This window comes from Pseudomonas sp. W2I6 (assembly GCF_030815935.1).
GTDB lineage: Bacteria > Pseudomonadota > Gammaproteobacteria > Pseudomonadales > Pseudomonadaceae > Aquipseudomonas.
The window spans coordinates 536178-559013 of record NZ_JAUSXJ010000001.1 but is presented as its reverse complement, the minus strand read 5'-3'; the positions used below and the strand labels follow the sequence as shown (position 1 = coordinate 559013).

The 22836-nt window shown below is 62.5% G+C and carries 19 protein-coding genes and 1 pseudogene; 6 read left to right on the top strand and 14 right to left on the bottom strand.

Annotated features, from left to right (window positions below; genetic code table 11):
- The first annotated feature begins 8 nt into the window (after window positions 1–8).
- From QF039_RS02595 to QF039_RS02580, 4 genes are all read left to right on the top strand, one after another.
- Window positions 9–896, top strand: coding sequence for a dihydrodipicolinate synthase family protein (locus tag QF039_RS02595; RefSeq protein ID WP_307516762.1), 888 nt, complete (start codon window positions 9–11; stop codon window positions 894–896).
- Window positions 897–1102: 206 nt separating this feature from the next.
- Window positions 1103–1642: an RNA polymerase sigma factor gene (locus QF039_RS02590; protein WP_307516760.1), complete on the top strand. Its 540-nt coding sequence runs from the start codon at window positions 1103–1105 to the stop codon at window positions 1640–1642.
- Complete coding sequence (locus QF039_RS02585) at window positions 1639–2607, top strand: FecR domain-containing protein (RefSeq protein ID WP_307516758.1); 969 nt, start codon at window positions 1639–1641, stop codon at window positions 2605–2607. Before QF039_RS02590 ends, QF039_RS02585 begins: the two co-directional genes overlap by 4 nt.
- Window positions 2608–2735: 128 nt before the next feature.
- Window positions 2736–5294: a TonB-dependent receptor gene (locus QF039_RS02580; RefSeq protein ID WP_307516757.1), complete on the top strand. Its 2559-nt coding sequence runs from the start codon at window positions 2736–2738 to the stop codon at window positions 5292–5294.
- A gap of 105 nt (window positions 5295–5399) precedes the next feature.
- Here QF039_RS02580 and QF039_RS02575 read toward each other — a convergent pair whose 3' ends face one another.
- Window positions 5400–5717, bottom strand: coding sequence for a ribbon-helix-helix domain-containing protein (locus tag QF039_RS02575; protein WP_003209138.1), 318 nt, complete (start codon window positions 5715–5717; stop codon window positions 5400–5402).
- 16 nt (window positions 5718–5733) lie between these two features.
- Entirely contained in the window at window positions 5734–6315 is a 582-nt protein-coding gene (locus QF039_RS02570; protein WP_307516755.1) for a DJ-1/PfpI family protein, read from the bottom strand.
- Window positions 6316–6639: 324 nt separating this feature from the next.
- Between QF039_RS02570 and QF039_RS02565 the strand changes: the two genes are divergently transcribed.
- Window positions 6640–7539, top strand: a complete 900-nt coding sequence (locus QF039_RS02565) for a DMT family transporter (protein ID WP_003209142.1) — start codon at window positions 6640–6642, stop codon at window positions 7537–7539.
- A gap of 109 nt (window positions 7540–7648) precedes the next feature.
- Here QF039_RS02565 and QF039_RS02560 read toward each other — a convergent pair whose 3' ends face one another.
- From QF039_RS02560 to QF039_RS02545, 4 genes are read right to left on the bottom strand one after another with little or no spacing between them, the layout of a single operon-like run.
- Window positions 7649–8866, bottom strand: coding sequence for an SAM-dependent methyltransferase (locus QF039_RS02560; protein ID WP_003209145.1), 1218 nt, complete (start codon window positions 8864–8866; stop codon window positions 7649–7651).
- A gap of 41 nt (window positions 8867–8907) precedes the next feature.
- A complete protein-coding gene (locus QF039_RS02555; protein ID WP_003209147.1) occupies window positions 8908–9525 on the bottom strand; it encodes a TPM domain-containing protein in 618 nt (205 codons plus the stop codon).
- A gap of 28 nt (window positions 9526–9553) precedes the next feature.
- The gene (locus QF039_RS02550; RefSeq protein WP_003209148.1) at window positions 9554–10282 is read right to left on the bottom strand and encodes a YgcG family protein; all 729 of its coding nucleotides are present in this window, start codon (window positions 10280–10282) and stop codon (window positions 9554–9556) included.
- A complete protein-coding gene (locus QF039_RS02545) occupies window positions 10282–10890 on the bottom strand; it encodes a LemA family protein (RefSeq protein ID WP_003209150.1) in 609 nt (202 codons plus the stop codon). The genes QF039_RS02550 and QF039_RS02545 overlap by 1 nt, the downstream gene beginning before the upstream one ends.
- 214 nt (window positions 10891–11104) lie before the next feature.
- On the opposite strand from QF039_RS02545, the gene bglX reads away from it, so the two are divergent.
- Window positions 11105–13396, top strand: coding sequence for a beta-glucosidase BglX (gene bglX / locus QF039_RS02540; RefSeq protein ID WP_008430891.1), 2292 nt, complete (start codon window positions 11105–11107; stop codon window positions 13394–13396).
- Window positions 13397–13554: 158 nt separating this feature from the next.
- On the opposite strand, the gene QF039_RS02535 is transcribed toward bglX, so the two are convergent.
- The 8 genes and pseudogenes from QF039_RS02535 to QF039_RS02495 form a co-directional block, all read right to left on the bottom strand.
- Window positions 13555–14712 (bottom strand): phosphatidylserine/phosphatidylglycerophosphate/cardiolipin synthase family protein, encoded by a 1158-nt coding sequence (locus tag QF039_RS02535; protein ID WP_307516748.1) that lies wholly within the window; start codon window positions 14710–14712, stop codon window positions 13555–13557.
- Between the two features lies 1 nt (window position 14713).
- The gene (locus tag QF039_RS02530; RefSeq protein WP_307516745.1) at window positions 14714–15295 is read right to left on the bottom strand and encodes a YceI family protein; all 582 of its coding nucleotides are present in this window, start codon (window positions 15293–15295) and stop codon (window positions 14714–14716) included.
- Window positions 15296–15455: 160 nt separating this feature from the next.
- The gene (locus QF039_RS02520) at window positions 15456–16226 is read right to left on the bottom strand and encodes a helix-turn-helix domain-containing protein (protein ID WP_008430887.1); all 771 of its coding nucleotides are present in this window, start codon (window positions 16224–16226) and stop codon (window positions 15456–15458) included.
- A gap of 64 nt (window positions 16227–16290) precedes the next feature.
- The gene (locus QF039_RS02515) at window positions 16291–17733 is read right to left on the bottom strand and encodes an amidase (protein ID WP_307516742.1); all 1443 of its coding nucleotides are present in this window, start codon (window positions 17731–17733) and stop codon (window positions 16291–16293) included.
- On the bottom strand, window positions 17730–19040 hold the full coding sequence (locus tag QF039_RS02510; RefSeq protein WP_008430884.1) for a citrate-proton symporter: 1311 nt from the start codon (window positions 19038–19040) through the stop codon (window positions 17730–17732). Before QF039_RS02510 ends, QF039_RS02515 begins: the two co-directional genes overlap by 4 nt.
- A gap of 56 nt (window positions 19041–19096) precedes the next feature.
- Window positions 19097–20273, bottom strand: a pseudogene (locus QF039_RS02505) (M20 aminoacylase family protein).
- A 129-nt stretch (window positions 20274–20402) separates the two neighbouring features.
- Window positions 20403–20717 (bottom strand): amidase, encoded by a 315-nt coding sequence (locus QF039_RS02500; protein WP_177021695.1) that lies wholly within the window; start codon window positions 20715–20717, stop codon window positions 20403–20405.
- Window positions 20714–21793, bottom strand: a complete 1080-nt coding sequence (locus QF039_RS02495) for a serine hydrolase (protein WP_307516738.1) — start codon at window positions 21791–21793, stop codon at window positions 20714–20716. Before QF039_RS02495 ends, QF039_RS02500 begins: the two co-directional genes overlap by 4 nt.
- Window positions 21794–22836 lie beyond the last annotated feature (1043 nt).

The following is a 22836-nucleotide window of genomic DNA, read 5'->3' as shown; positions in this document are numbered from 1 at the left end:
ACTTTTGCATGTCCAGCCCTTCTATTCACGGCATTATCGGCTACACCATCACCCCGTTCAGCACGGACGGCCAGCGCATTGACCTCGAAGCCCTGGGCCTTTCGATCGACCGCCTGATCGACAGCGGCGTGCACGCTGTCGCACCGTTGGGCAGCACCGGCGAAGGCGCCTATCTCAGTGATGCAGAGTGGGATGAAGTCGCCGCCTACAGCATCCAGAAGGTGGGCAAGCGTGTGCCGACCATCGTCAGCGTCTCCGACCTGACCACCGCCAAGGCCGTGCGTCGTGCGCAGTTTGCCGAGGCCCACGGCGCGGACGTGGTAATGGTATTGCCGGCCTCGTACTGGAAACTCAGCGAGGCGGAAATCCTCGCCCACTATGCGGCCATTGGCGACAGCATCGGCGTGCCGATCATGCTCTACAACAACCCGGCCACCAGTGGCACCGACATGTCGGTGGACTTGATCCTGCGCATCGTCAACAGCGTCGACAACGTGACCATGGTCAAGGAAAGCACCGGGGATATTCAGCGCATGCACCAATTGCACCGGCGCAGCGAGGGCCAGGTGCCGTTCTACAACGGCTGCAATCCGCTGGCACTGGAGGCGTTTGCGGCGGGCGCGAAAGGTTGGTGCACGGCGGCGCCGAATCTGATTCCTCAGCTCAACCTGGATTTGTATGAAGCCGTTTTGGCCAATGACCTGGAGAAAGCGCGGGAGCTGTTTTATCGCCAGTTGCCGTTGCTGGATTTCATCCTCAAAGGTGGCTTGCCGGCGACGATCAAGGCCGGTTTGCGGCTGACGGGACTGGAGTCGGGGGATCCACGGCTGCCGGTGTTCCCGCTGGCTGAGGCAGGCCGTGTTCAGTTGCAGGAACTACTGACCCTGTTGCGCTGAAACGCAATCCAAATGTGGCAGCGGGCTTGCTCGCGAAGGCAGTGGGTCGGTCAATTAATAGGTCGACTGACTCACCGCATTCGCGAGCAAGCCCGCTCCCACATTTATTCCGCATCCAACCTTGGATTTTCAATAGAGACAAATGACAATAATTCTCGATATCATTCGCGACTTTTCCACGTCGTGCTTCGTCAAGAAGGATATCCATGTCTCGTCCCAAGCCCGACCCGCTGTCGGCCGATGCCTTTCGCGGGTTTTATGCAGATATCCTGCGTTTCCTGCGTAAACGCACGGACAACGCCAGCGACGCGGCAGACATGACCCAGGATGTCTTCACCCAATGGCTGGACTACCGCGACCGGGCTCAGGTCGAGCAGCCACGGGCGTTTCTGTTCCAGATGGCGCGCAATCTGCTGCGCGATCACTGGCGCAAACAAAAGGTGCGGCACACCGTCCACCAGCAACAGGCCGAACTGGATGCCGAACCTGTCAGCGACTCGCGAGACGATCCCATGGCCGCCGCGCAACGCCTGCAACGCCTGGAACAGTTGAAAGAAGTCCTCTCTGAACTCTCGCCGAGAAGACGAGAAGCCCTTATGCTGCACCGCTTCGAAGGCCTGAGCCAGGCGCAGATCGCCGAGCGCATGGGCGTTTCGGTCAGCATGGTGGAAAAGCACATCGCTTTTGCCTTGCTGCATTGCAAGCAGCGACTTCAACAAGAACAAGGCAAGGAGCAGCCAGAATGACCCGCCTGAGCGACATCGACACCTGTGACATCGAGGCCAGCGACTCCATCGATGCCCAGGCCGCCAGCTGGTTTGCGCGCAACCGCAATGACGCCGGTCGCGCCGACCGCAAGGCGTTTGCCGCCTGGCAGTCCGAGCCGGCCAATGCCCGCGCCTACGCCGAATTCGAACAGCTGTGGGCCGACCTGGCCCAGTTGCAGCAACTGAACAAACCGACACCGCTGCCCGTGCGCAAACCACCCGTGTGGCGCCCGGCCCTGGCGGTGGCTGCCGCCCTGGTGTGTGCCGTGCTGACGAGCAACATCGGCGCCCCACGCGAGCTGTTCCACGCCCAGGTCGCGGCCCATGCCAAAGGAATGCGCACCATGCATTTGCCTGACGGCAGCACCTTGTACGTCAACGCCAATACGCGCCTGCGGGTGGACTTCAACAGTCACCAGCGCATCGTGCATCTGGATCAGGGCCAGTTGTATATCGAGGTGGCGCCCGACAAGGAACGACCGCTGTTCGTGCAGGCCGGTGAAGCCAATGTGCGGGTGGTCGGCACCGGCTTCGATGTGCGGCGCAGCAAGCAGCAGTTGGTGGTCAGCGTGGCCCACGGGCAAGTGGCGTTCGATCCGGATGCCAGGCTGCCGGCCACCCTGCTCGGCGCCGATCAGCGCGCTACGTTCAGTTATGCCAAGGGCACGCTGCAGCAGCAAACCCTCACTGCCGGCGAGGTCGCCGATTGGCGCGGCGGCCACGTGTCGTTTCGTAATCGCGAGCTTGCCAGCCTGATGGATGAGTTGAGCCTGTACCGGCCCCAGGCGCCGTTGCTGGTGGACAGCACAGTGGCGCAGTTGAAGGTCTCGGGCAATCTGGACGTGAATGATCCGGACGCCCTGCTCAACGCCCTGCCGGCACTGTTGCCGGTGAAAACCGTGGCCCTGGCCGACGGCAATATCAGGATCGAACCGCGCAAATAGCCCCGCGGAATTCTTATTTGAGAATATTTTGCATTCGCATGTGAGGATTATTTTTCCTGCCGCGTCTTCCTCGGGTCTGCGTTTGATACGCACACCTTTCTGGCCATTTGGCTACTCCGGGGGATTTCATGTTTCGCGCGCCTTGCCACGTTCAGCACCTGTTTCTTCGACCCACCGCCATTGCCGCCTGCCTGGCCTTCAGCCTGAGTGCCCAGGCCGAGTCGTTCAAGCTGCAACTGCCGGCACAGTCCCTGGCCACGTCCCTGAGCCAGGTGGCGCAGCAGGCGAAAATCCAGCTGCTGTTCGATGAAGCGCTGCTGAAAAATATCCAGGCGCCGGCCCTCAATGGCGACTTCACACCGGAAGTGGCGATTCGCACCCTGCTCAAGGACGGCGAGTTCGTATTGCTCAAGGTCGGCAGCACTTACGTGGTACGCCCCGAAGAGGGCAAGACCACCAACAGCAGCGCGATCCAGCTCGACGCCCTGAGCGTGATCGGCACCGGCAACGAGGTCGACTCAACCACCGTCGGCCGTTCCACCCTGACCCAGGCGGACATCGACCGCTACCAGTCCAACAACATTCCCAGCCTGCTGCAAACCTTGCCCGGCATCAGCCAGGGCGGCTCGCTGAAGCCCGGTGGCCAGACCATCAACATCCGTGGTTTCGGCGACGCCGAAGACGTGCCGCTGACCGTCGATGGCGCCACCAAAAGCGGTTTTGAGCGCTACCAGCAGGGCACTGTGTTTATCGAGCCCGAGCTGATCAAGAGCATCGAAGTGGAGAAAGGCCCCAACTCGCCCTTCAGCGGCAACGGCGGCTTTGGCGGTACGGTCAACATGACCACCAAGGATGCCCCGGACCTGCTCAAGGACGGGCGCAACAGCGGTGCCATGCTCAAATACGGCTACTCCAGCAACGACCATGAGCAGGTCTACAGCAGTGCCGTTTACGGGCGAACCGATGACGGCCGCTTCGACGCGCTGGCCTACCTGACCCAGCGCGACGGCGGCGACATGAAACTGGCTGCCACCCTGCCCAACGACAACAACCAGTACCCGATCAACCCCAAGCGCCTGCCCAACAGCGCCCAGAATGTGGACGGCAAACTGTTCAAGTTCAATGCTCACTTCACCGATGAGCAAAGCCTGGGCCTGTCGTACTCGCGCTCCAACAGCCAGCGCTGGACGCCCTTCTCTGCCGCCAGCTACCCGACGCCGCCGACCCAGGCCAACATCGACCGCTATGGCTACGAAGCCGCGCTGAAACGCTTCCTGGCCAACCGCAATACCGTCGACACCACCTGGTCCGGCAAGTACGAATACCAGCCGATGAATAACCCGCTGGTGGACTTGACCATCAAGTACTCCGAATCCAATACCAACCAGACCGACGAGCGCGACGCCACGGCGTTTTTCCAGTTGGCCACCGGCGGGCGCAAGATGGACACCTCCTATAACGACAAGAACCTCGACGTACGCAACGTCAGCCTGTTTTCCACCGGTGCGTTGCAGCACGCGGTGACCACCGGTGTGCAAATCCGCAAGCACACCCGGGAAACCGAAATGTGGATGCCCGGCGCCACCTACAACACCCCGAAATACAACTACGGGCACTTCCAGCCGGGCTTCATGCCCCATGGCAAGGTCGACACCAACAGCTTCTTTATCCAGGACGCGGTGACGCTGGGCGATGTGACCATTACCCCGTCGATGCGCTATGACCATGTGCGCAACCGCGGCGAGGCCAACGACGCGCCGTACTACAGCAACCCGGATCCGGCCATCGGCCATGACTACAGCGACCGCACTTACACCGGCTGGTCGCCACGCCTGGCGGCGTACTGGACCATCACCCCGAACGTGGCGATGTTTGCCAACTGGAGCCGCACCTGGCGTGCGCCAGTGATCGACGAGCAGTATGAAGTCCAGGGCCTGGGCAGCCGCACCGCCACCAGCCTGGACCTGGACCCGGAGCGCATCACCTCCATCACCCTGGGCAACGTCACCAGTTTCGCCGACGTGTTCGCCCACGGCGACAACCTGCAACTGCGTACCACGCTGTTCCACAACAAGGTCGAGGACGAAATCTTCAAGGCCACGGGCGTGGGCTGCCAGAACCAGGCGGTCAACGGCGGGACGATTTCCAGCGCCTGCCCGCCGGGCGCGATGTCCAACTACCGCAACATCGGCGGCATGACCATCAAGGGTTTCGAGGCCGAGAGTTTCTATGACTCCACCTACGTGTTCGGCTCGGTATCGTTCGCCTACACCACCGGTAAACATGAAGGCGCCTACACCAACCCGTGGGGGCCGGACGTCTGGGCGCGGGACATTCCGCCAACCAAATGGGTGGTGGTGCTCGGCACCAAGATCCCGAGCCTGGATATGCGGGTAGGCTGGCAAGGGCAGTTCATCGGCGCCACCAGCCGCCTGCCGAGCGACAAGTATTCCGGCGGCCCGGGCACCAGCATCGGCGACCTGTTCTACGACCAGTACGGCAACAAGCGCTACAACACCCAGGGCCTCTTCGCCAGCTGGAAGCCGCAACAGGCTTACCTCAAGGGTACCGAGGTGAACTTCACCGTGGACAACCTGTTCAACAACAACTTCCGACCGGCCCTGAGCGGCGACCGCGCCTACACCAAGGGCCGGGATGCGAAGATCAGTGTGACGCGGTTCTTCTGACCCCTACTAATCAATGTGGGAGCGGGCTTGCTCGCGAAAGCGCTGGATCAGTCGGTACATGAGTTACCTGACACACCGCCTTCGCGAGCAAGCCCGCTCCCACATTCAGATCTTCTGCGCGCCATTTCTTGTATTAACCAGGCTGAGCTCTGGGGCGTGAACCCGCTGCTTGCTCAAATACCGCGTGCAACTCACCCGCAAGAACGAAGCAAAATTCACCACTTCGCCGCGGTAATCCATCACTTCTTCATACAGCTTGGCGATCAGTTGATTGGTGGTCATCCCATCCACCTCGGCGATTTCGCTGAGGATGTCCCAGAACTGGTTTTCCAGGCGCACGGTGGTCACCACGCCGCAGATGCGCAGGGAGCGCGAGCGGGATTCGTACAGAATCGGGTCGGCCTTGACGTACAGTTCGCACATGGCGATGACCTCCGCTTTACAGGGTGATTTTGGTGCCCAGCAGGCCGAGGAAACCCGCGAGCCAGCTTGGGTGCGCCGGCCACGCCGGGGCTGTTACCAGATTGCCTTGAACGTGGCTGTCGGTCACCGGGATATCGATGAACGTACCGCCCGCCAGTCGTACCTCCGGCCCGCACGCCGGGTAGGCGCTGCACTCGCGGCCTTCCAGGATCCCGGCAGCCGCCAGCAGTTGAGCGCCATGGCACACGGCAGCGATGGGTTTGCCAGCCTGATCGAAATCCTTGACCAGTTGCAGGACCTTTTCGTTCAGCCGCAGGTACTCGGGGGCACGGCCACCCGGCACCAGCAGCGCGTCGTAGTCGGCGGCGTTCACCTTGGCAAAATCCGCATTCAGGGCGAACAGGTGCCCGGGCTTTTCGCTGTAGGTCTGGTCGCCTTCGAAGTCGTGGATCGCCGTGCGCACGGTCTGGCCGGCGGACTTGTCCGGGCACACGGCGTGCACGGTATGCCCCACCATCAGCAGCGCCTGGAACGGCACCATCACTTCATAGTCTTCGACGTAATCGCCGACCAGCATCAGGATTTTTTTCGCGGTCATGGGACATTCCTCCGGTTGAACGGTTGGGCAGACAGGAGTAGCCAAGATAGACCCGCAGGCTTGATCCGGGTAATGGCCCGCTACTACATCAGCACCCCGGCTTGTGTGGGAGCCGGGCTTGCCCGCGATGCAGACACCTCGGCCTGACAGGTAAACTGCGTTGATCCCATCGCAGCCTCGCCAAGGCTCGACAGCTCCCACATGAACCGAGTCGCCCGTTCAAAACTGTACGGCTCAATCTGCACCCAGCTGTAAGCCCGTGCTTGCGGGGCTTTGTGGCTAGATGAACGTCCACTTCCGGTCCATTCGATTCTGGTTCCTTCCATGAGCTCCCGCGAAAATACCGGCATGGCCCTCGGCCTGCTGGGCGTCGTCATCTTCAGCCTCACCCTGCCCTTCACCCGTATCGTGGTGCAGGAAATCCACCCGTTGCTCAATGGCCTGGGCCGGGCGTTGTTCGCGGCGGTGCCGGCGGCGGCGCTGTTGCTGTGGCGCCGTGAGCGCTGGCCCACCTGGCGCCAGGTGCGCGGGCTGACGCTGGTGATTGCCGGGGTGATCCTGGGCTTCCCGGTGTTGTCGGCCTGGGCCATGCAAACCTTGCCCGCGTCCCATGGCGCGCTGGTCAACGGGTTGCAGCCGCTGTGCGTGGCGCTGTATGCGGCGTGGCTGTCCCATGAACGTCCGTCGAAGGCCTTCTGGGCCTGCGCGGCGCTGGGCAGTGCGCTGGTGCTGAGTTATGCGTTGATCACCGGAGCCGGCAGCATCCAGGCGGGCGACCTGTTGATGCTCGGGGCGATTGCCGTGGGTGGCCTGGGTTATGCCGAAGGCGGCCGGTTGGCCAAGGAGATGGGCGGCTGGCAGGTAATCTGCTGGGCGCTGGTGCTGTCGACACCGGTATTGATCGGGCCGGTGGCCTACCTGGCGCTGCAACACGAAGGGCCGATCTCCATGCGCACCTGGTGGGCGTTTGGTTATGTCTCGTTGTTTTCGCAGTTCCTGGGGTTCTTTGCGTGGTACGCCGGGCTGGCCATGGGTGGCATCGCCCGGGTCAGCCAGATTCAGCTGTTGCAGATCTTTTTCACCATCGCGTTTTCGGCGCTGTTTTTTGGTGAACACATCGAGCCGATTACCTGGCTGTTTGCCTGCGGGGTGATTGTGACGGTGATGTTGGGGCGCAAGACCAGCGTGAAGCCTGCGCCAGCTCCCAAGGCTAGCGCGATCTAATGTGGGAGCGGGCTTGCTCGCGAATGCGGTGGATCAGTTGATACATCAGGTGACTGACACACCGCTTTCGAGAGCAAGCCCGCTCCCACATTTTTGATTTGCGTCGTACTCAGGCGAGGTAACCGTCCGCCCGCAATAGGGTTTCCAGGCAATGTTCGGTGATGTTGTAGAACGCCTTGAGCTCCTGGATTTTCTCCAGGAGTTGAGCGTTGTCCACCGGCTCGGCACGCTTCACGGCCAGGATCATCTTGTTCTTATTGGTGTGCTCCAACGAGATGAACTCAAACACCTTGGTCTCATAGCCGCACGCTTCAAGGAACAACGCGCGCAAACTGTCGGTGACCATTTCCGCCTGCTGGCCCAGGTGCAGGCCGTATTGCAGCATCGGCTTGAGCAGCGCCGGGCTCTGGATCTGCAGGCGAATCTGCTTGTGGCAGCACGGCGAGCACATGATGATCGACGCACCGGAGCGGATGCCGGTGTGAATCGCGTAGTCGGTGGCGATGTCGCAGGCATGCAGGGCGATCATCACGTCCAGCTCGCTGGGCGCGACGCTGCGCACATCCCCGCACTTGAACACCAGCCCCGGGTGGTCCAGGCGGGCGGCGGCGTTGTTGCACAGGGTCACCATGTCTTCGCGCAGTTCCACGCCGGTGACTTCGCCCTCGGCGTTGAGGGTGTTGCGCAGGTAGTCGTGGATGGCAAACGTCAGGTAACCCTTGCCCGAGCCAAAGTCCGCGACCCGCACCGGCTGGTCCAGCTTCAGCGGCGAGGTGGTCAGCGCATGGCTGAACACTTCGATGAACTTGTTGATCTGCTTCCACTTGCGCGACATCGCCGGGATCAGTTCGTGTTTGGCGTTGGTCACGCCAAGGTCGGCGAGGAAGGGCCGGGTCAGGTCCAGGAAGCGATTCTTCTCGCGGTTGTGCTCGGCAGACGGCGCTTCGCGCAGTTGCTGCGGCTTGCTTTTGAACAGTGAGCTTTTGTTCTTCTTGCTGTATTCCAGCTGGGCTTCGTCGGTCACCGACAGCAGGTGCGCATTCTTGAACGCCGCCGGCAACAATTCGGCAATTGCCGCCACGCCGTCGGCCAGGGAGAAGTTCTTGGTGATGTCGCGGGTCTTGTAGCGATAGACGAAGGACAGGCAAGGCTGATCCTTGACCGTCAGCTGCTTGATGATCAGCTTCTGAAGATCAGGCTCGGTGCCGACGTACTTGGCCAGCACCAGCTTGATAAAGGCGTTTTGCTCAAGGCTCGCGCTCAGCAGTTCAAGGAACTGCGCGTGATGATCCGGCGCGGGGCTGGCAGGTTTAGCGGTGGCAGACATGAACAAAAACGCCTCGGGCAGGGAATGCCGGGAATTTTACACTACTCCAACACCACCAACCGATTCGGCAGCTCATTGCGTGCGTGGGTCACCGGTACGTGCTCCCTGAGCAATTCCCCGCAAGCCTCAATACACGCCACAAACCCGGCCAACGTCTGGCCTTGCTTCACCTGGCGGGTGAAGTCCTTGACGATCGCATCCCAACTGCTGTCATCCAGGCGACTGGATATCCCCTTGTCCACCAGGATTTCCACATACCGCTCGGCCTCACTGACAAAAATCAGCACCCCGGTGCTGCCCAGCGTGTGGTGCAGGTGCTGCTCGAGAAACTGCCGCCGTGCCAGGTTGGACGCGCGCCAATGGCGCACCGAGCGCGGGATCAGTCGCGTGGTGACCCTGGGCAAACGGAACACCAGGCACAGCACGACGAACGTGCCCCACTGCGCCAGCAGCAAGGTGTACATGGTCAACCAGCCCGACAGGTAGTGAATGATCCCCGGCACCACCAGCGCCAGCAGGCTGGCCCACAACAGCGGGATGTAGGCGTAGTCGTCGGCGCGGGCCGCGAGCACGGTCACCAGTTCGGCGTCGGTCTGTTGCTCGACCCGGGCGATCGCCTCGGCGACCTGGCGTTGCTCGTGTTGACTCAGTAATGCCATGGTTGTTGATGCTCTCTAGTTATTGTCATTACCAGCCGCCCGAGGCGCCACCGCCGCCGAAACCACCGCCGCCGCCCCTGAAGCCACCACCGCCACCGCCTCCCCCGCCGCCACGACCGCTGCTGCTGAGAATCGCCAGCAGGATAGCGCCAACGGGCAGGCCCATGCGATTGCACAGCCACAACACTGCCAGCAACAGGATGAACAGGCCAATGGAAATGCCCGGGTTTTGCTTGGCGAAGTTGGCCTCGGACACATGCGCCGGCACCGCCAGCGGATCGCCGCCCACCACCTGCAGCATCGCCGCCACGCCGTCGCTGATGCCCTTGCTGTAGTTGCCCGCCTTGAACGCCGGGGCGATCACCTGGTTGATGATCACCCAGGATTGCGCATCCGTGAGTACGCCTTCCAGGCCATAACCCACTTCGATGCGAATCTTGTGCTCATCCCGGGCGACGATCAGCAGGGCGCCGTTGTCCTTGCCCTTCTGGCCGATGCCCCACGCGCGGCCCAGTTGATAACCGAAGTCTTCAATGGGCACGCCTTGCAGGTCGGGCACGGTGACCACCACGATCTGGTCGCCGCTGGTCTGCTCCAGCGCCTGCAACTGCTGGGTCAGCTGCGCACGCACGGCCGGGTCGATCATCTGGGCGTTGTCCACCACCCGTCCGGTCAGGGCCGGGAAATTCAGGGCGGCCTGGGCGGTCAGGCTGAAGGCCAGCAGCACCGCCGCCATCAGCCAAGCGCGCTTGCCCATCAGAATTTCACTTGCGGCGCTTTATCGGCATCGGCACTCGTGGCCTCGAAGTTGGCGCGGACCGGCAAGTCGCTGTACATCACGCTGTGCCACAGGCGGCCAGGGAAGGTGCGGATCTCGGTGTTGTAGGCCTGCACTGCCTGGATAAAGTCGCGGCGGGCCACGGCGATGCGATTTTCGGTGCCTTCAAGCTGCGATTGCAGGGCCAGGAAGTTCTGGTTGGCCTTCAGGTCCGGGTAGCGCTCGGACACCACCATCAAACGGCTGAGTGCACCGCTCAAACCGTCCTGGGCTTGCTGGAACTGCTTGAGTTTCTCGGGATTGTCGAGGGTGCTGGCGTCCACCTGGATCGAGGTGGCCTTGGCCCGCGCTTCGATCACGGCCGTCAGGGTGTCCTGTTCATGGGCGGCGTAGCCCTTGACCACTTCCACCAGGTTGGGGATCAGGTCGGCGCGCCGCTGGTACTGGTTCTGCACCTGGGCCCAGGCCGCCTTGGCCTGTTCGTCCAGGGTCGGGATCTTGTTGATGCCGCAACCGCTCAGCACGGTGCTCACCAGTATCAATGCCACGGCCTTCCAGCCCCAACGGTAACCTTGTGCTGCTTGCATGGTGTTTCTCCTGCCAAACCTATGAAATTTACCGACTGACGCGTTAGCCACGGGCTTAGGGCATAATCCGCCACCACCCACTGGATTGCATCGTGCCAATCAGCTAAAAGATGCCCAGCGCCAATAAGAGTTCAGAAGTGTGCGGTATTTATCTGAACAACACCCGAACAACAATAGACGCTCTCCGGTCCCAAGGCTGCGAGAAAGGATTTTCATGAAGAAGCTGTGTTTGCTGGGCCTTGTTGTCAGTTTGGCCACTCATTCCGTATTAGCCGAAACAAAGCCCGCAGTGCTCAAGGACAAGGACGCCTTCGTCAGTGACCTGCTCAAGCAGATGACCCTTGATGAGAAGATCGGCCAATTGCGCCTGATCAGCATCGGCCCCGAAATGCCCCGCGAACTGATCCGCAAGGAAATCGCCGCCGGTCGCATCGGCGGCACCTTCAATTCGATCACCCGCCCGGAAAACCGTCCGATGCAGGACGCAGCCATGCGCAGCCGGTTGAAGATCCCGATGTTCTTCGCCTATGACGTGATCCACGGCCACCGCACGATATTCCCCATCAGCCTGGCCCTGGCTTCCAGCTGGGACATGGACGCCATCGGCCACTCCGGGCGCATCGCCGCCCAGGAAGCTGCCGCCGACAGCCTCGACATCACCTTCGCGCCGATGGTCGACATCTCCCGCGACCCACGCTGGGGCCGTACCTCCGAAGGCTTTGGCGAAGACACCTACCTGACCTCACGCATTGCCGAAGTGATGGTCAAGGCCTTCCAGGGCAGCAGCCCGGCCAAGGCCGACAGCATCATGGCCAGCGTCAAGCACTTCGCCCTGTATGGCGCGGTGGAAGGCGGTCGCGACTACAACGTGGTCGACATGAGCCCGGTCAAGATGTACCAGGACTACCTGCCGCCCTACCACGCCGCCATCAAGGCTGGCGCCGGTGGCGTGATGGTTGCGCTGAACTCGATCAACGGCGTACCCGCCACCGCCAACACCTGGCTGATGAACGACCTGCTGCGCAAGGACTGGGGCTTCAAGGGCCTGGCCGTGAGCGACCACGGTGCGATCTTCGAGCTGATCAAGCACGGCGTGGCCAAGGACGGGCGTGAAGCCGCCAAGCTGGCGATCAAGGCCGGCATCGACATGAGCATGAACGACTCGCTCTACGGCAAGGAATTGCCCGGCCTGCTGAAGTCCGGCGAGATCGAACAGAGCGACATCGACAATGCCGTGCGCGAAGTGCTCGGCGCCAAGTACGACATGGGCCTGTTCGCCGACCCGTACCTGCGCATCGGCAAGGCCGAGGATGACCCGGCCGACACCTACGCCGAAAGCCGCCTGCATCGCGCCGACGCACGTGACGTGGCACGCCGCAGCCAGGTGCTGCTGAAAAACCGGAACAACACCCTGCCGCTGAAAAAGGACGCGACCATCGCCCTGGTCGGCCCGCTGGCCAAGGCGCCGATCGACATGATGGGCAGCTGGGCCGCTGCCGGTAAACCCGCGCAATCGGTGACCCTGCTGGACGGCATGAACGCCGTGATCGGCGACAAGGGCAAGGTGATCTATGCCCGTGGCGCCAATATCACCAACGACAAGAAAGTCGTCGACTACCTCAACTTCCTGAACTTCGATGCCCCGGAAGTAGTGGATGACCCGCGCTCGTCCCAGGACATGATCGACGAAGCCGTCAAGGCCGCCAAAGGCGCCGATGTGGTCGTGGCCGCCGTGGGCGAGTCCCGTGGCATGTCCCACGAATCGTCGAGCCGCACCGACCTGAACATCCCGCAGAGCCAGCGCGACCTGATCAAGGCCTTGAAAGCCACCGGCAAACCGCTGGTGCTGGTGTTGATGAACGGCCGTCCGCTGTCGATTGTCGAGGAGAACGAACAGGCTGACGCAATCCTGGAAACCTGGTTCGCCGGCACCGAAGGCGGCAACGCTATCGCTGACGTGCTGTTCGGTGACTACAACCCGTCGGGCAAGCTGCCGATCACCTTCCCGCGTTCGGTGGGGCAGATTCCGACCTACTACAACCACCTGAGCATTGGCCGGCCGTTCACTCCGGGCAAGCCGGGCAACTACACCTCGCAGTACTTCGATGACACCACCGGGCCGCTGTTTCCGTTCGGTTACGGCTTGAGCTACACCAGTTTCAGCCTGTCGGACATGGCGCTGTCGTCCACCACCCTGAACAAGACCGGCAAGCTCGACGCCACCGTGGTGGTGAAAAACACCGGCAAGGTCGATGGCGAAACCGTGGTGCAGCTGTATATCCAGGACGTGGCCGGCTCGATGATCCGCCCGGTGAAGGAATTGAAGAACTTCCAGAAGATCATGCTCAAGGCGGGCGAAGAGCGCGCGGTGCACTTCACCATCACCGAGGAAGACTTGAAGTTCTACAACACCCAGCTGAAGTTTGCGGCTGAGCCGGGCGAGTTCAATGTGCAGATCGGGTTGGATTCCCAGGATGTGAAGCAGCAGAGCTTCGAACTGCTCTAACTGATCGTTCCCACGCTCCGCGTGGGAACGCAGCCCGGGACGCTCCGCGTCCCAAAGCTTGACGCAGAGCGTCACAAGAGGCATTCCCACGCGGAGCGTGGGAACGATCTAAAATGTGGGAGCGGGCTTGCTCCCACATTTGATTGGGGTATTCTGGCTTATCCGCGGCGGTCCAGCAGGTTGACCACCAACCGATCAATCCACCCCCACACCCGCTGCTTCACCCGCCGCCACAACGGCCGCGACTGCCATGCCTCAAGGCTCACCGCCTGGCTCAAGGCAAAATCCCGCTCGAAACTCCCCACCACTGCCAACGCCAATTCCGGGTCCAACGCTTCCAGGTTCGCTTCCAGGTTGAAGCGCAGATTCCAGTGGTCGAAGTTGCACGAGCCAATGCTCACCCAATCGTCCACCAGCACCATTTTCAAGTGCAGGAAGCACGGCTGGTATTCAAAGATCTGCACCCCGGATTTGAGCAAACGCGGGTAGTAACGGTGCCCGGCATACCGCACCGACGGGTGATCGGTACGTGGCCCGGTCAACAGCAAACGCACATCCACCCCGCGCCCCGCCGCCCGGCGCAGGGCACGCCGTACGCTCCAGGTCGGCAGGAAATACGGCGTGGCCAGCCAGATACGCTGGTGGCCGCTGTTCAGCGCGCGGATCAGTGACTGCAAGATATCCCGATGCTGGCGGGCGTCGGCATAGGCCACACGCCCCAGCCCCGGTCCTGTCGCTGGCACCTTGGGCAACCGTGGCAGGCCAAAATGCGTGGCCGGTTTCCAGGCTCTACGATCGTCGTTCGCCAGCCACTGACGGTCGAACAACGCCTGCCAATCCAGCACCAGCGGGCCACGAATCTGCACCATCACTTCGTGCCAGTCGGCGGTGTCTTCCCCGGGCGTCCAGAATTCATCCGTCACGCCGGTGCCGCCAACCACGGCGATGGTCTGGTCGATCAACAACAGCTTGCGGTGGTCCCGATAGAGGTTGCGCATCCAGCGGCGCCAGCTCAGGCGGTTGTAGAATCGCAGGTCCACCCCGGCGTCGATCAACCGCCGACGCAGGCCCAGGGTAAACGCCAGGCTGCCGTAGTCATCGAACAGGCAACGTACGCGTACGCCACGTTCGGCGGCCGCCACCAGGGCTTGAACCATCGCCTCGGCACACGCGCCCGCCTCCACCAGATACAGCTCCAGCGCCACCTGTTGCTCGGCCTGGGCGATACCTTCCAGCATGCGCGGGAAGAAACTCGGGCCGTCGACCATCAGCTCGAAACGGTTGGCGCTGCGCCACGGGAACACTGCGCCGCTCATGTCAGCGCGCCGTGAAAATCAGTACCGCACCCACCGGCACCGACAGGCTGATCTGCGACAGCCCGGCGGCCTTGCGCAATGCGGCTACCCCCGGCAGCAAATCGAAATCCTCGGCGTGCACCACCAATGGCTCCAGGGTGACCACCTGGAAGCGTCGGTCATCCAGGCGGGTCGCCAGCAATTCGGTGCTGTAGGCCTGGGTCTTGCCGTGCAGGGTCACCGACAGCGGCAGGCGCAGCTCGTATTGCGCGCCGGGGGCCAGATCGTTGATCGGTTGCAGGTTGATCTGCGCATTGATCACCGCGTCCGGGAAGGTCTTGATCTCGAACAGCTCATTGCGCATGCGCTCGTCGCGCAGCGGGATGCCGCTGTTGATCGACTCCAGTTCGACTTCCAACTGCGCCGCGCCCTTGCTGTCGACCTTGCCATGCAGCACCAGGAAGCGCTGCACTTCGGCGATGTCGGTGTTCTTGGTGGTGACGAACGACAGGCGCGAGGACTCGTTGTCCAGGTACCAGTCGGCGTGGGCAGGCACGGCGACAGCGGCCAGCAGCAGGAAGGCCATGGGTTTGAACAGGGACATAAAGACTCTTGGGGCAAAAAACCTGGGCGAACAGTAACAAAGACCTCCTGTAGGAGCGAGCTTGCTCGCGAAGGTTGCCAACGATGACGCGGGCATTCTGAATGAACGCGGTGCCTGTGAGTTCTTCGCGAGCAAGCTCGCTCCTACGGGGGAACTGTGGTCAGGCCAACGCCTGCTGCACATCGCGAATCGTCGACTCCAGGCTGGCCAGGTGCAGGCTCAGCACCCGTTCCACCGGTGCCTGATCCATCGGCCAATGCAGCGCCATGCTGCCCACCAACCGGCCATTGGCCCGCACCGGCAAGGCCACCGCGCGAATCAGGAACGGCAGGCGCACCGGGTATTCCCAGTAGCCTTCGGTGCGTTGGCCAAACCCCTGGTGCTGGGATTGTTCACACGCCCGGTATTGATCGTCTTCCGCCACATGCTCACGACCGGCCAGGCGCTGCACTTCATCCGCCGACAGTTGCGACAGGCACGCCTTGCCCATGGCCGAATGAAACAGGCTGGCGTGCTGGCCGACGATCTGGCAATTGTTCGGGTAGAGCTTGCGCAGCACCGTGGGGATCGCGCTTTCCATCACCTCCAGGCGTTCGCCGTCGAAGCTCGACAGGTCCACCACCAGGCCGGTGCGCTCGCTGAGGTCCAGCAGCCACGGCGCGGCGCTTTCCACCAGTTGGCGCTTGAAGCGTTGCTGGGTGTCGCCGAACAACCGTCTGGCCCGCAGGCGGTAACGCCGGTCGCTGAGGCCACGATAGATCCAGCCCTGTTCCTGCAAGGTCAGCAGCATCCGCGAGACCGTGGCCTTGGGCAGGTGAGTCAGGTAATGCAACTCTTCCAGCCCCAGCGCCTGATGCTCGCCGAGCAATTCGATGATCGCCAGTGCCCGCCCTACTGAGCGTACGGTTCCCGTCTCGGCGTCGCTGCCCATGTGTCGATCTCCTTGATGCCGATGGATGATCTGATTTCACAGCAAGATACAGGCCCGTCGCGGCTCAACCAGTCGCCGAGAGGCAAGCGGGCGGTCGCCGCTGCACCCAGCGGGTCAGTTGTTCGTGGGCGTACGCCAGTTGCAACACCGCCCTGTCCGCCTGGGCCGGGCCGATGATTTGCAGGCCCATGGGCAAGCCCTGGGGGTTGAAACCCACCGGCACGTTCATGCTCGGCAGGCCGGCCAGTGTGGGGCCGATCACCACTTCCATCCACCGGTGGTAGGTGTCCATCTCGCGCCCTGCGACGAGGCGTGGCCAGGCTTGTTGTGCATCGAAAGGGAACACTTGGGCGGTGGGCAGCAACAGGAAATCGTAACGTTCGAACAGTTTGCCGAGGGCGCGGTACCAGTCGCTGCGGTTGATCGAAGCCTGGTAAACGTCCGCCGCACTCAGTTGCAATCCGCCCTGCACTTCCCATTGCGCCTCGGGCTTGAGCAGTGCACGTTTTTGCGGGTCGGCGTACGCCGCGCCGAGGGAGCCCTGGATCAGCCAATGGCGGTGCACCAGCCAGGTCTGCCACAGCCGTTCCAGAGAAAATTCCGGTTGGCAGTGCTCGACCTCGCAACCCAGCGCAGCGAAGTCCTTGAGGGCCGATTCGCACAGGCTCATCACGCCGTCTTCCATCGGCAGGTAACCGTTGTAATCCCCGAGCCAGCCCAAGCGTGCACCCTTGAAGTCGCGCTGCAATGGCGCACCCAACACCGCCGGATCCTCCTTGAGCGACAGCGGCACCCGAGGGTCGTAGCCGGCCTGCACACTCAGCAGCCGCGCCACATCCGCCACGCTGCGACCCATCGGGCCTTCCGTGGCCAGTTGCTGGACGAACAGCTCCGGCGCCGGCCCGTGAGGCACCCGACCCTGGGACGGACGCAGGCCAAATACGTTATTGAACGCCCCCGGGTTTCGCAGCGAGCCCATCATGTCGCTGCCATCCGCTACCGGCAGCATGCGCAATGCCAGCGCCACCGCCGCGCCCCCGCTGCTGCCACCGGCCACCAGGCGCGGGTCATAGGCGTTGCCGGTGGTGCCGAACACGCTGTTGTAGGTCTGCGAGCCCAGGCCAAATTCCGGCACGTTGGTCTTGCCGATGATGATCGCGCCACTGGCCCGAACCCGCGCCACGCTGATCGCATCTTCTTGAGGAACATGCTCGGCGAACAGCGGCGAACCGAGGGTGGTGCGCAGGCCCTGGGTCGCCGCCAGGTCCTTGATCGCCTGGGGCATGCCGTGCATCCAGCCACGGGATTGGCCTTGGTCCAACTCGCGATCACGCTGCGCCGCTTCGGCCAGCACGTCCTCATGGGAGCGCAGCGAGACCAGCGCATTCACCGTCGGGTTGAAGCGTTCGACCTGGGCCAGATACGCCTGCATCACTTCATGGCAGGACACCTGCCGCGCATGGATCGCCCGAGACAGTTCGATGGCATCCAGTTCAACAATACTCAAGGTTTCACCTCGCTGGAAAACGGCGCCGGTCGTTTCGCCCGTGGCGCCTCATGCATGCAGTAAGTGCCCAGCAGCGTCAGGACGCAAGCGAACAGCACATAAAATGCCGGGGCTACCGGCGTGCCCAGCACCTTGCTGAGCCAGGTGACGATCAACGGCGCAAAGCCCCCGAATACCATCACCGCCACGTTGTAAGCCACCGACACCCCGGTGGAGCGTACTTCGATGGGAAACTGCTCGGCCAGGGCCGTCGGCGCCGGGCCGAAAAAGCCGCCGATGGCAGTGCACAACATCACCTGCATCACCAGCAAACGCTCAATGGACGGTGCCGCCGCGACCCACACATACAGCGGGTACACCATCACAAAAAACGCCAGGGTGAACGCCATCAATACCGGGCGCCGACCGAACCGATCCGACAGCAGGCCGGACAGCGGAATCACCACGGTCATCAGCGCCACCGCGAACATCTGCACCATCAATACCTGGTCCAGCGGCAGGCCGAGGTTCTTGTGGGCGAAGGTCGGCATGTTCACCAGCACCACGTAGAACGACACCGTTGCACCACAGGCCAGGCCCATCGATACCAAGATGCTGCGGCGGTGGTCGCGGATGACGTCCATCAAGCTCGGCGCCGCACCCTTGGCCTGTTTGCGTGCCTCGATAAATTCCTCGGGGTCTTCCATGTGCCGGCGGATCCACAAACCCACCGGGCCGATCAGCAAGCCGAAGATGAACGGCAGGCGCCAGCCCCAGACTTCAAGGGTGTGCGGCTCGAAGAAGTGCGTGACCAACGCCACCATCGCCGCGCCGCCGAACACCGCCAGGCACTGTCCCACCAACTGCCAGGAACCATACAATCCCTTGCGATGGGCCGGCGCGCTTTCCACCAGGAACGCCGTGGCACTGGCGTACTCACCGCCGGTGGCAAAGCCCTGGAGCATGCGCGCAACCACGATCAGCATCGGCGCGCCCATGCCGATGGCAGCATAGCTGGGGGCGAAAGCGATCAGGGCGATGGAGATGGTCATCAACCGGATGATCAGTTGCATCGCAGCCTTGCGGCCTTTGCGGTCCGAATACATGCCCAGCAGAATCCCGCCCACCGGGCGCATGAAGAAGCCGACGCCAAAGGTGGCCAGGGCCATCAGCAGCGAGGCGTATTCATCCTCCGAGGGGAAAAACTGCCGGGCGATAATGCTGGCGAGAAAGCCGTAGACGATGAAGTCATACCATTCCAGCGCATTGCCGATCACCGCCGCCACCACTTGGCGGGTGCGGGATACACCTTGTTTTGAAGCCTGCATGGGAACACTCCATTCAACCAGTCGGAAAAGGGTCCAGCGGCAGAAAAAAGAGGTCGTCAGGCGGGCTTGAGCCAGCTCTCGGCCAGCGCGCCCCAGTAGGCGGCGCCGGTCAACAGGATGTCGTCGTTGAAGTCATAGGCGGGGTTGTGGACCATCGGCCGCGACACGCCGTTGCCGATAAACAGGTAGCTGCCGGGGCAGCGTTGCAGCATCCAGGCGAAGTCTTCGCTGCCCATCAGCTTGGTGGTGTTGCCGTCGACGGCATCTTCACCCAGCAGGGCGACGCCAACCTGGCGGGCGAATTCGGTTTCTTCGGGAGGGTTGACCAGCACCGGATAGGCCGGGCGATGTTCGATCTGCGCGGTGCAACCGAAACTTGCGGCCTGGGTCAGGATGATCGCCTTGACCCGCTCCAGCATCAGTTCACGCACGTTTGCATCCAGGGCACGCAGGCTCAAACGCAACAGTGCTTGCTGGGGAATCACGTTGGCCGCCTGGCCCGCTTGCAGGGCACCGACGGTCACCACGGCGGCTTCCTGGGCATTGATATTGCGCGCCACCACGGTCTGCAATGCCATGACCATACTGGCGGCAGCCACCAGCGGGTCGACCGTCAGGTGCGGCATGGAGCCATGGCCACCGACGCCTTCGAGGGTCACGGTGAGCAGGTCCTGGGAGGCCATCATCGGTCCAACGCGCAGGCCCAGATGGCCGGCGGGCAAGCCCGGCATGTTGTGCATGCCGAACAGTGCGTCGCAGGGAAACCGCTCCAGCAAGCCGTCGGCGAGCATGGCTTCGGCGCCGCCCTGGCCTTCTTCGGCGGGCTGGAAAATCAGGTTCAGGGTGCCGTCGAATTGACGGGTCGCGGCCAGGTAACGCGCGGCGCCCAGCAGCATGGTGGTGTGGCCGTCATGACCGCAGGCATGCATGCAGCCGGCGTGTTGGCTGCTGTAGCTGGCGCCGGTGTTTTTCGATGATCGGCAACGCGTCCATGTCGGCGCGGATACCGAGCTTGCGCGAGCTGCTGCCATTGCGCAGCACACCCACCACGCCGGTCTGGCCGATGCCGGTGTGGACTTCGTAGCCCCAGTTACGCAGGGATTGCGCCACGAGGGCGGAGGTGCGGTTTTCTTCAAAGCCCAGTTCGGGGTGGGCGTGAATGTCCTGACGCACGGCGTGCAGGTCGCTGGCGACATCGCTCAGCCAATCCAGGATGTGCTGGTGTGGGCTCATGGTGATTCTCCTCGCAGGCGGGTGTTCCCGTTCTTTTTCGTTGCACACCGCCAGATAACCGCGATGTGCGCAGGAGGACAATCAAAGGTGGTTCCACCCTGTGGAACCTCAGCCCCACCTGTGGCTGCATTAGGGCAAGAGGCGGCAGCCCTCGCGTTGGCCCAGCCATTGGGCACTGTGGGCGCGGCCCAGGCCGCTGGCGGTCACGAGGTGTTTTTCAGGGTTGTCGGTGAAGGCGCTGGTGGGCACGTATTGCTTCACATAACCCTGGCAATAATCAGCGGGATTGCCCTCCACATATCGGCAGGAGCAGTACTCCTTGGCGGTGTAGGCCGCGATGATGTCGGGGAAGGCTTGCAGGTTGACCCGCTCGTGCCAGACCCAGCCGAGCAACACGAGTAACAGCAGGATCAACAGACTGACGAAGGGATGACGGCGGATCATGGTTGCACCGCTGCAAGGACGCGTTTGAGGAGTTCGTTGTGGCGATAGCTGCCGTCGCGGTCGTCGCCATAGCGCACGATGACCAGCTGTTTTTCGGGCATCACGTAGAGCGCCTGCCCCCAGTGGCCGAGGGCGGCGAAGGTGTCGGCGGGCGCGTCCGGCCAGGGTCTGGCGGCGCCCTGCACTTCGCGGTTGAGCCACCATTGGCCGCCCGGAACGGCTTCGTCCTGGCCCGCCTTGTACTTGTCGAACGGTTGGCGATTGAACGCGACCCACTCCTTGGGCAGCAACTGTTGCTCGCCCCAACGGCCGTCGCGCTGCATCAGCAGGCCGACACGGGCCAGGTCGCGGGCGGTGAGGTAGGCATATGAGGACGCGACGAAGGTTTCCTCGGCATCGCTTTCCCAGGTGGCGTTGTGGATGCCCAGTGGCTGGAACAGGGCGGTCCATGGGTAGTCGACGTAGGCCTTGTGGCCGAGCATGCCCTTGAGGGTGGCGGACAGGATATTGCTGTCGCCACTGGAATAGCGGAATGCCTGGCCGGGGGCGCTGGAGGTCGCGGTGTCGGCGGCGAACTCGGCCATGTCGTGGTGGCCGCGGGTGTAGAGCATGGCGACCACCGAGGATTTCAGCGGGGCGTATTCGTAGTCTTCCTGCCAGTCGAGGCCCGAGGCCCAGTGCAGCAGGTCGGCCATGGTCACGCCGGGGTGTTGTTTCATCGGCGGGTAAAAGCGCGCGGCGGGGTCGGTGAGTTTGAAGCGGTTTTCGCCGAAGGCCACGCCGAGCACGGTGGCCATCAGGCTTTTGCTGATGGACCAGGTCAGGTGCGGGGTGCTGGCGGTGGTGGGGGCGGCGTAGCGTTCGTAGATGATCTGGCCGTCGCGGATGACCAGCAAGGCGTCGGTGCGGACGCCTTTGCGGCTGGTGTCATCGCGGGGTGGGAAGGCGTAGTCGTCCAGGGCCTGGGCGGCCGGGCCGGTTAGCGGTTGGCCTTGGGACCAATCCTTCTGCGGCCAGGTTTCGGCGTGGGCCGTCAGGGTGAACAGCAGCGCGGCGTAGAGCAGGCCTTTGAACATGGAATTGGGACTCGTGGGGCGTTCGAGCCCGCGAGCCTAGCCCAGGGGGATGACGGTTTTGTTACGGACCCTGGGGTGAGTACATATCCGTTATTTGGGTGATGGCTGATATGGGTTCCGCTCTTACAGCGGCTCACTTTTGAACAGCGCAAAAGTAAGCAAAACGCTCTTGCCCCACCACTCGGCTCCTCGCTTAGGCTCGGAGTGCCCTCACTCCGGCTTTGGACCGTGGGCCGCCGTCATGGGCCATCCTTGGCCCAGGACGGCTAACCCGGCGTCCTGCCGGGTTACCCACGCTCCAAAGCCTGCGTTCGGCCAGCGTGGTTTAACGGGGCGCCTAAGATCAAGATCAAAAGCAGATCAAGGGCACAGCGGCCTCCCGGCCGGCTTGAGTGTTTAAAAGCCAAATCAAAAGCTAAAGCGGGCACGGTCAAATGTGGGAGCTGGCTTGCCTGCGATGGCATCAACTGGGTCTGCCTGATACACCGAGGTGTCTGCATCGCAGGCAAGCCAGCTCCCACAGAAAAGCAGAGCTGCATCAGCTTCAGATTTGGCTTTCGCTCTGGCTTTTGATCTGGCTTCTAAACACTCAAGCCGGCCGGTAGGCCGCTGTGCTCTTGCTTTTGATCTTGATCTGCGGGCCCCGTTAACCACGATGGCCGCAAGTAGGCACGGTGGAGCGGGTAAATCGGCAAGGATGCCGATTTAGCCGCGCCGGGCCATGGATGGCCCGTCGCGGCGGCCCGCGGAACCGGGCCGGAGTGCGGGCATGCCGAGCCTAGGCGAGGCACCGAGTGGTGGGGCAAAGACCTTTTGGTTACTTTTGGGGCGTTTGCCAAAAGTGACCCGCTGTAAGAGCGGAACCATAAGCCGCCGTTACCTAAATAACGGATATGTACTCAATCCCCCTGCAAACCACCACCAAGCCCCCTGTCATCTAAGCGTCACCGTAACTTCATGGAGATGACACCGGCCCTACATAGCCTGACATGGCACAAACAAGTCGACCGGCCGTAACCCTGGCCGGCACTCGGAGACTCGCC

Coding starts and splice junctions, on each gene's coding strand:
- QF039_RS02585 (WP_307516758.1), top strand. CDS start 1,639: ATGACCCGCCTGAGCGACATCGACACCTGTGACATCGAGGCCAGCGAC.
- QF039_RS02550 (WP_003209148.1), bottom strand. CDS start 10,282: ATGGGCAAGCGCGCTTGGCTGATGGCGGCGGTGCTGCTGGCCTTCAGC.
- QF039_RS02500 (WP_177021695.1), bottom strand. CDS start 20,717: ATGATCCGCCGTCATCCCTTCGTCAGTCTGTTGATCCTGCTGTTACTC.
- QF039_RS02530 (WP_307516745.1), bottom strand. CDS start 15,295: ATGTCCCTGTTCAAACCCATGGCCTTCCTGCTGCTGGCCGCTGTCGCC.
- QF039_RS02555 (WP_003209147.1), bottom strand. CDS start 9,525: ATGGCATTACTGAGTCAACACGAGCAACGCCAGGTCGCCGAGGCGATC.
- QF039_RS02510 (WP_008430884.1), bottom strand. CDS start 19,040: ATGCAGGCTTCAAAACAAGGTGTATCCCGCACCCGCCAAGTGGTGGCG.
- bglX (WP_008430891.1), top strand. CDS start 11,105: ATGAAGAAGCTGTGTTTGCTGGGCCTTGTTGTCAGTTTGGCCACTCAT.
- QF039_RS02575 (WP_003209138.1), bottom strand. CDS start 5,717: ATGTGCGAACTGTACGTCAAGGCCGACCCGATTCTGTACGAATCCCGC.
- QF039_RS02495 (WP_307516738.1), bottom strand. CDS start 21,793: ATGTTCAAAGGCCTGCTCTACGCCGCGCTGCTGTTCACCCTGACGGCC.
- QF039_RS02595 (WP_307516762.1), top strand. CDS start 9: ATGTCCAGCCCTTCTATTCACGGCATTATCGGCTACACCATCACCCCG.
- QF039_RS02520 (WP_008430887.1), bottom strand. CDS start 16,226: ATGGGCAGCGACGCCGAGACGGGAACCGTACGCTCAGTAGGGCGGGCA.
- QF039_RS02535 (WP_307516748.1), bottom strand. CDS start 14,712: ATGAGCGGCGCAGTGTTCCCGTGGCGCAGCGCCAACCGTTTCGAGCTG.
- QF039_RS02570 (WP_307516755.1), bottom strand. CDS start 6,315: ATGACCGCGAAAAAAATCCTGATGCTGGTCGGCGATTACGTCGAAGAC.
- QF039_RS02565 (WP_003209142.1), top strand. CDS start 6,640: ATGAGCTCCCGCGAAAATACCGGCATGGCCCTCGGCCTGCTGGGCGTC.
- QF039_RS02590 (WP_307516760.1), top strand. CDS start 1,103: ATGTCTCGTCCCAAGCCCGACCCGCTGTCGGCCGATGCCTTTCGCGGG.
- QF039_RS02560 (WP_003209145.1), bottom strand. CDS start 8,866: ATGTCTGCCACCGCTAAACCTGCCAGCCCCGCGCCGGATCATCACGCG.
- QF039_RS02580 (WP_307516757.1), top strand. CDS start 2,736: ATGTTTCGCGCGCCTTGCCACGTTCAGCACCTGTTTCTTCGACCCACC.
- QF039_RS02545 (WP_003209150.1), bottom strand. CDS start 10,890: ATGCAAGCAGCACAAGGTTACCGTTGGGGCTGGAAGGCCGTGGCATTG.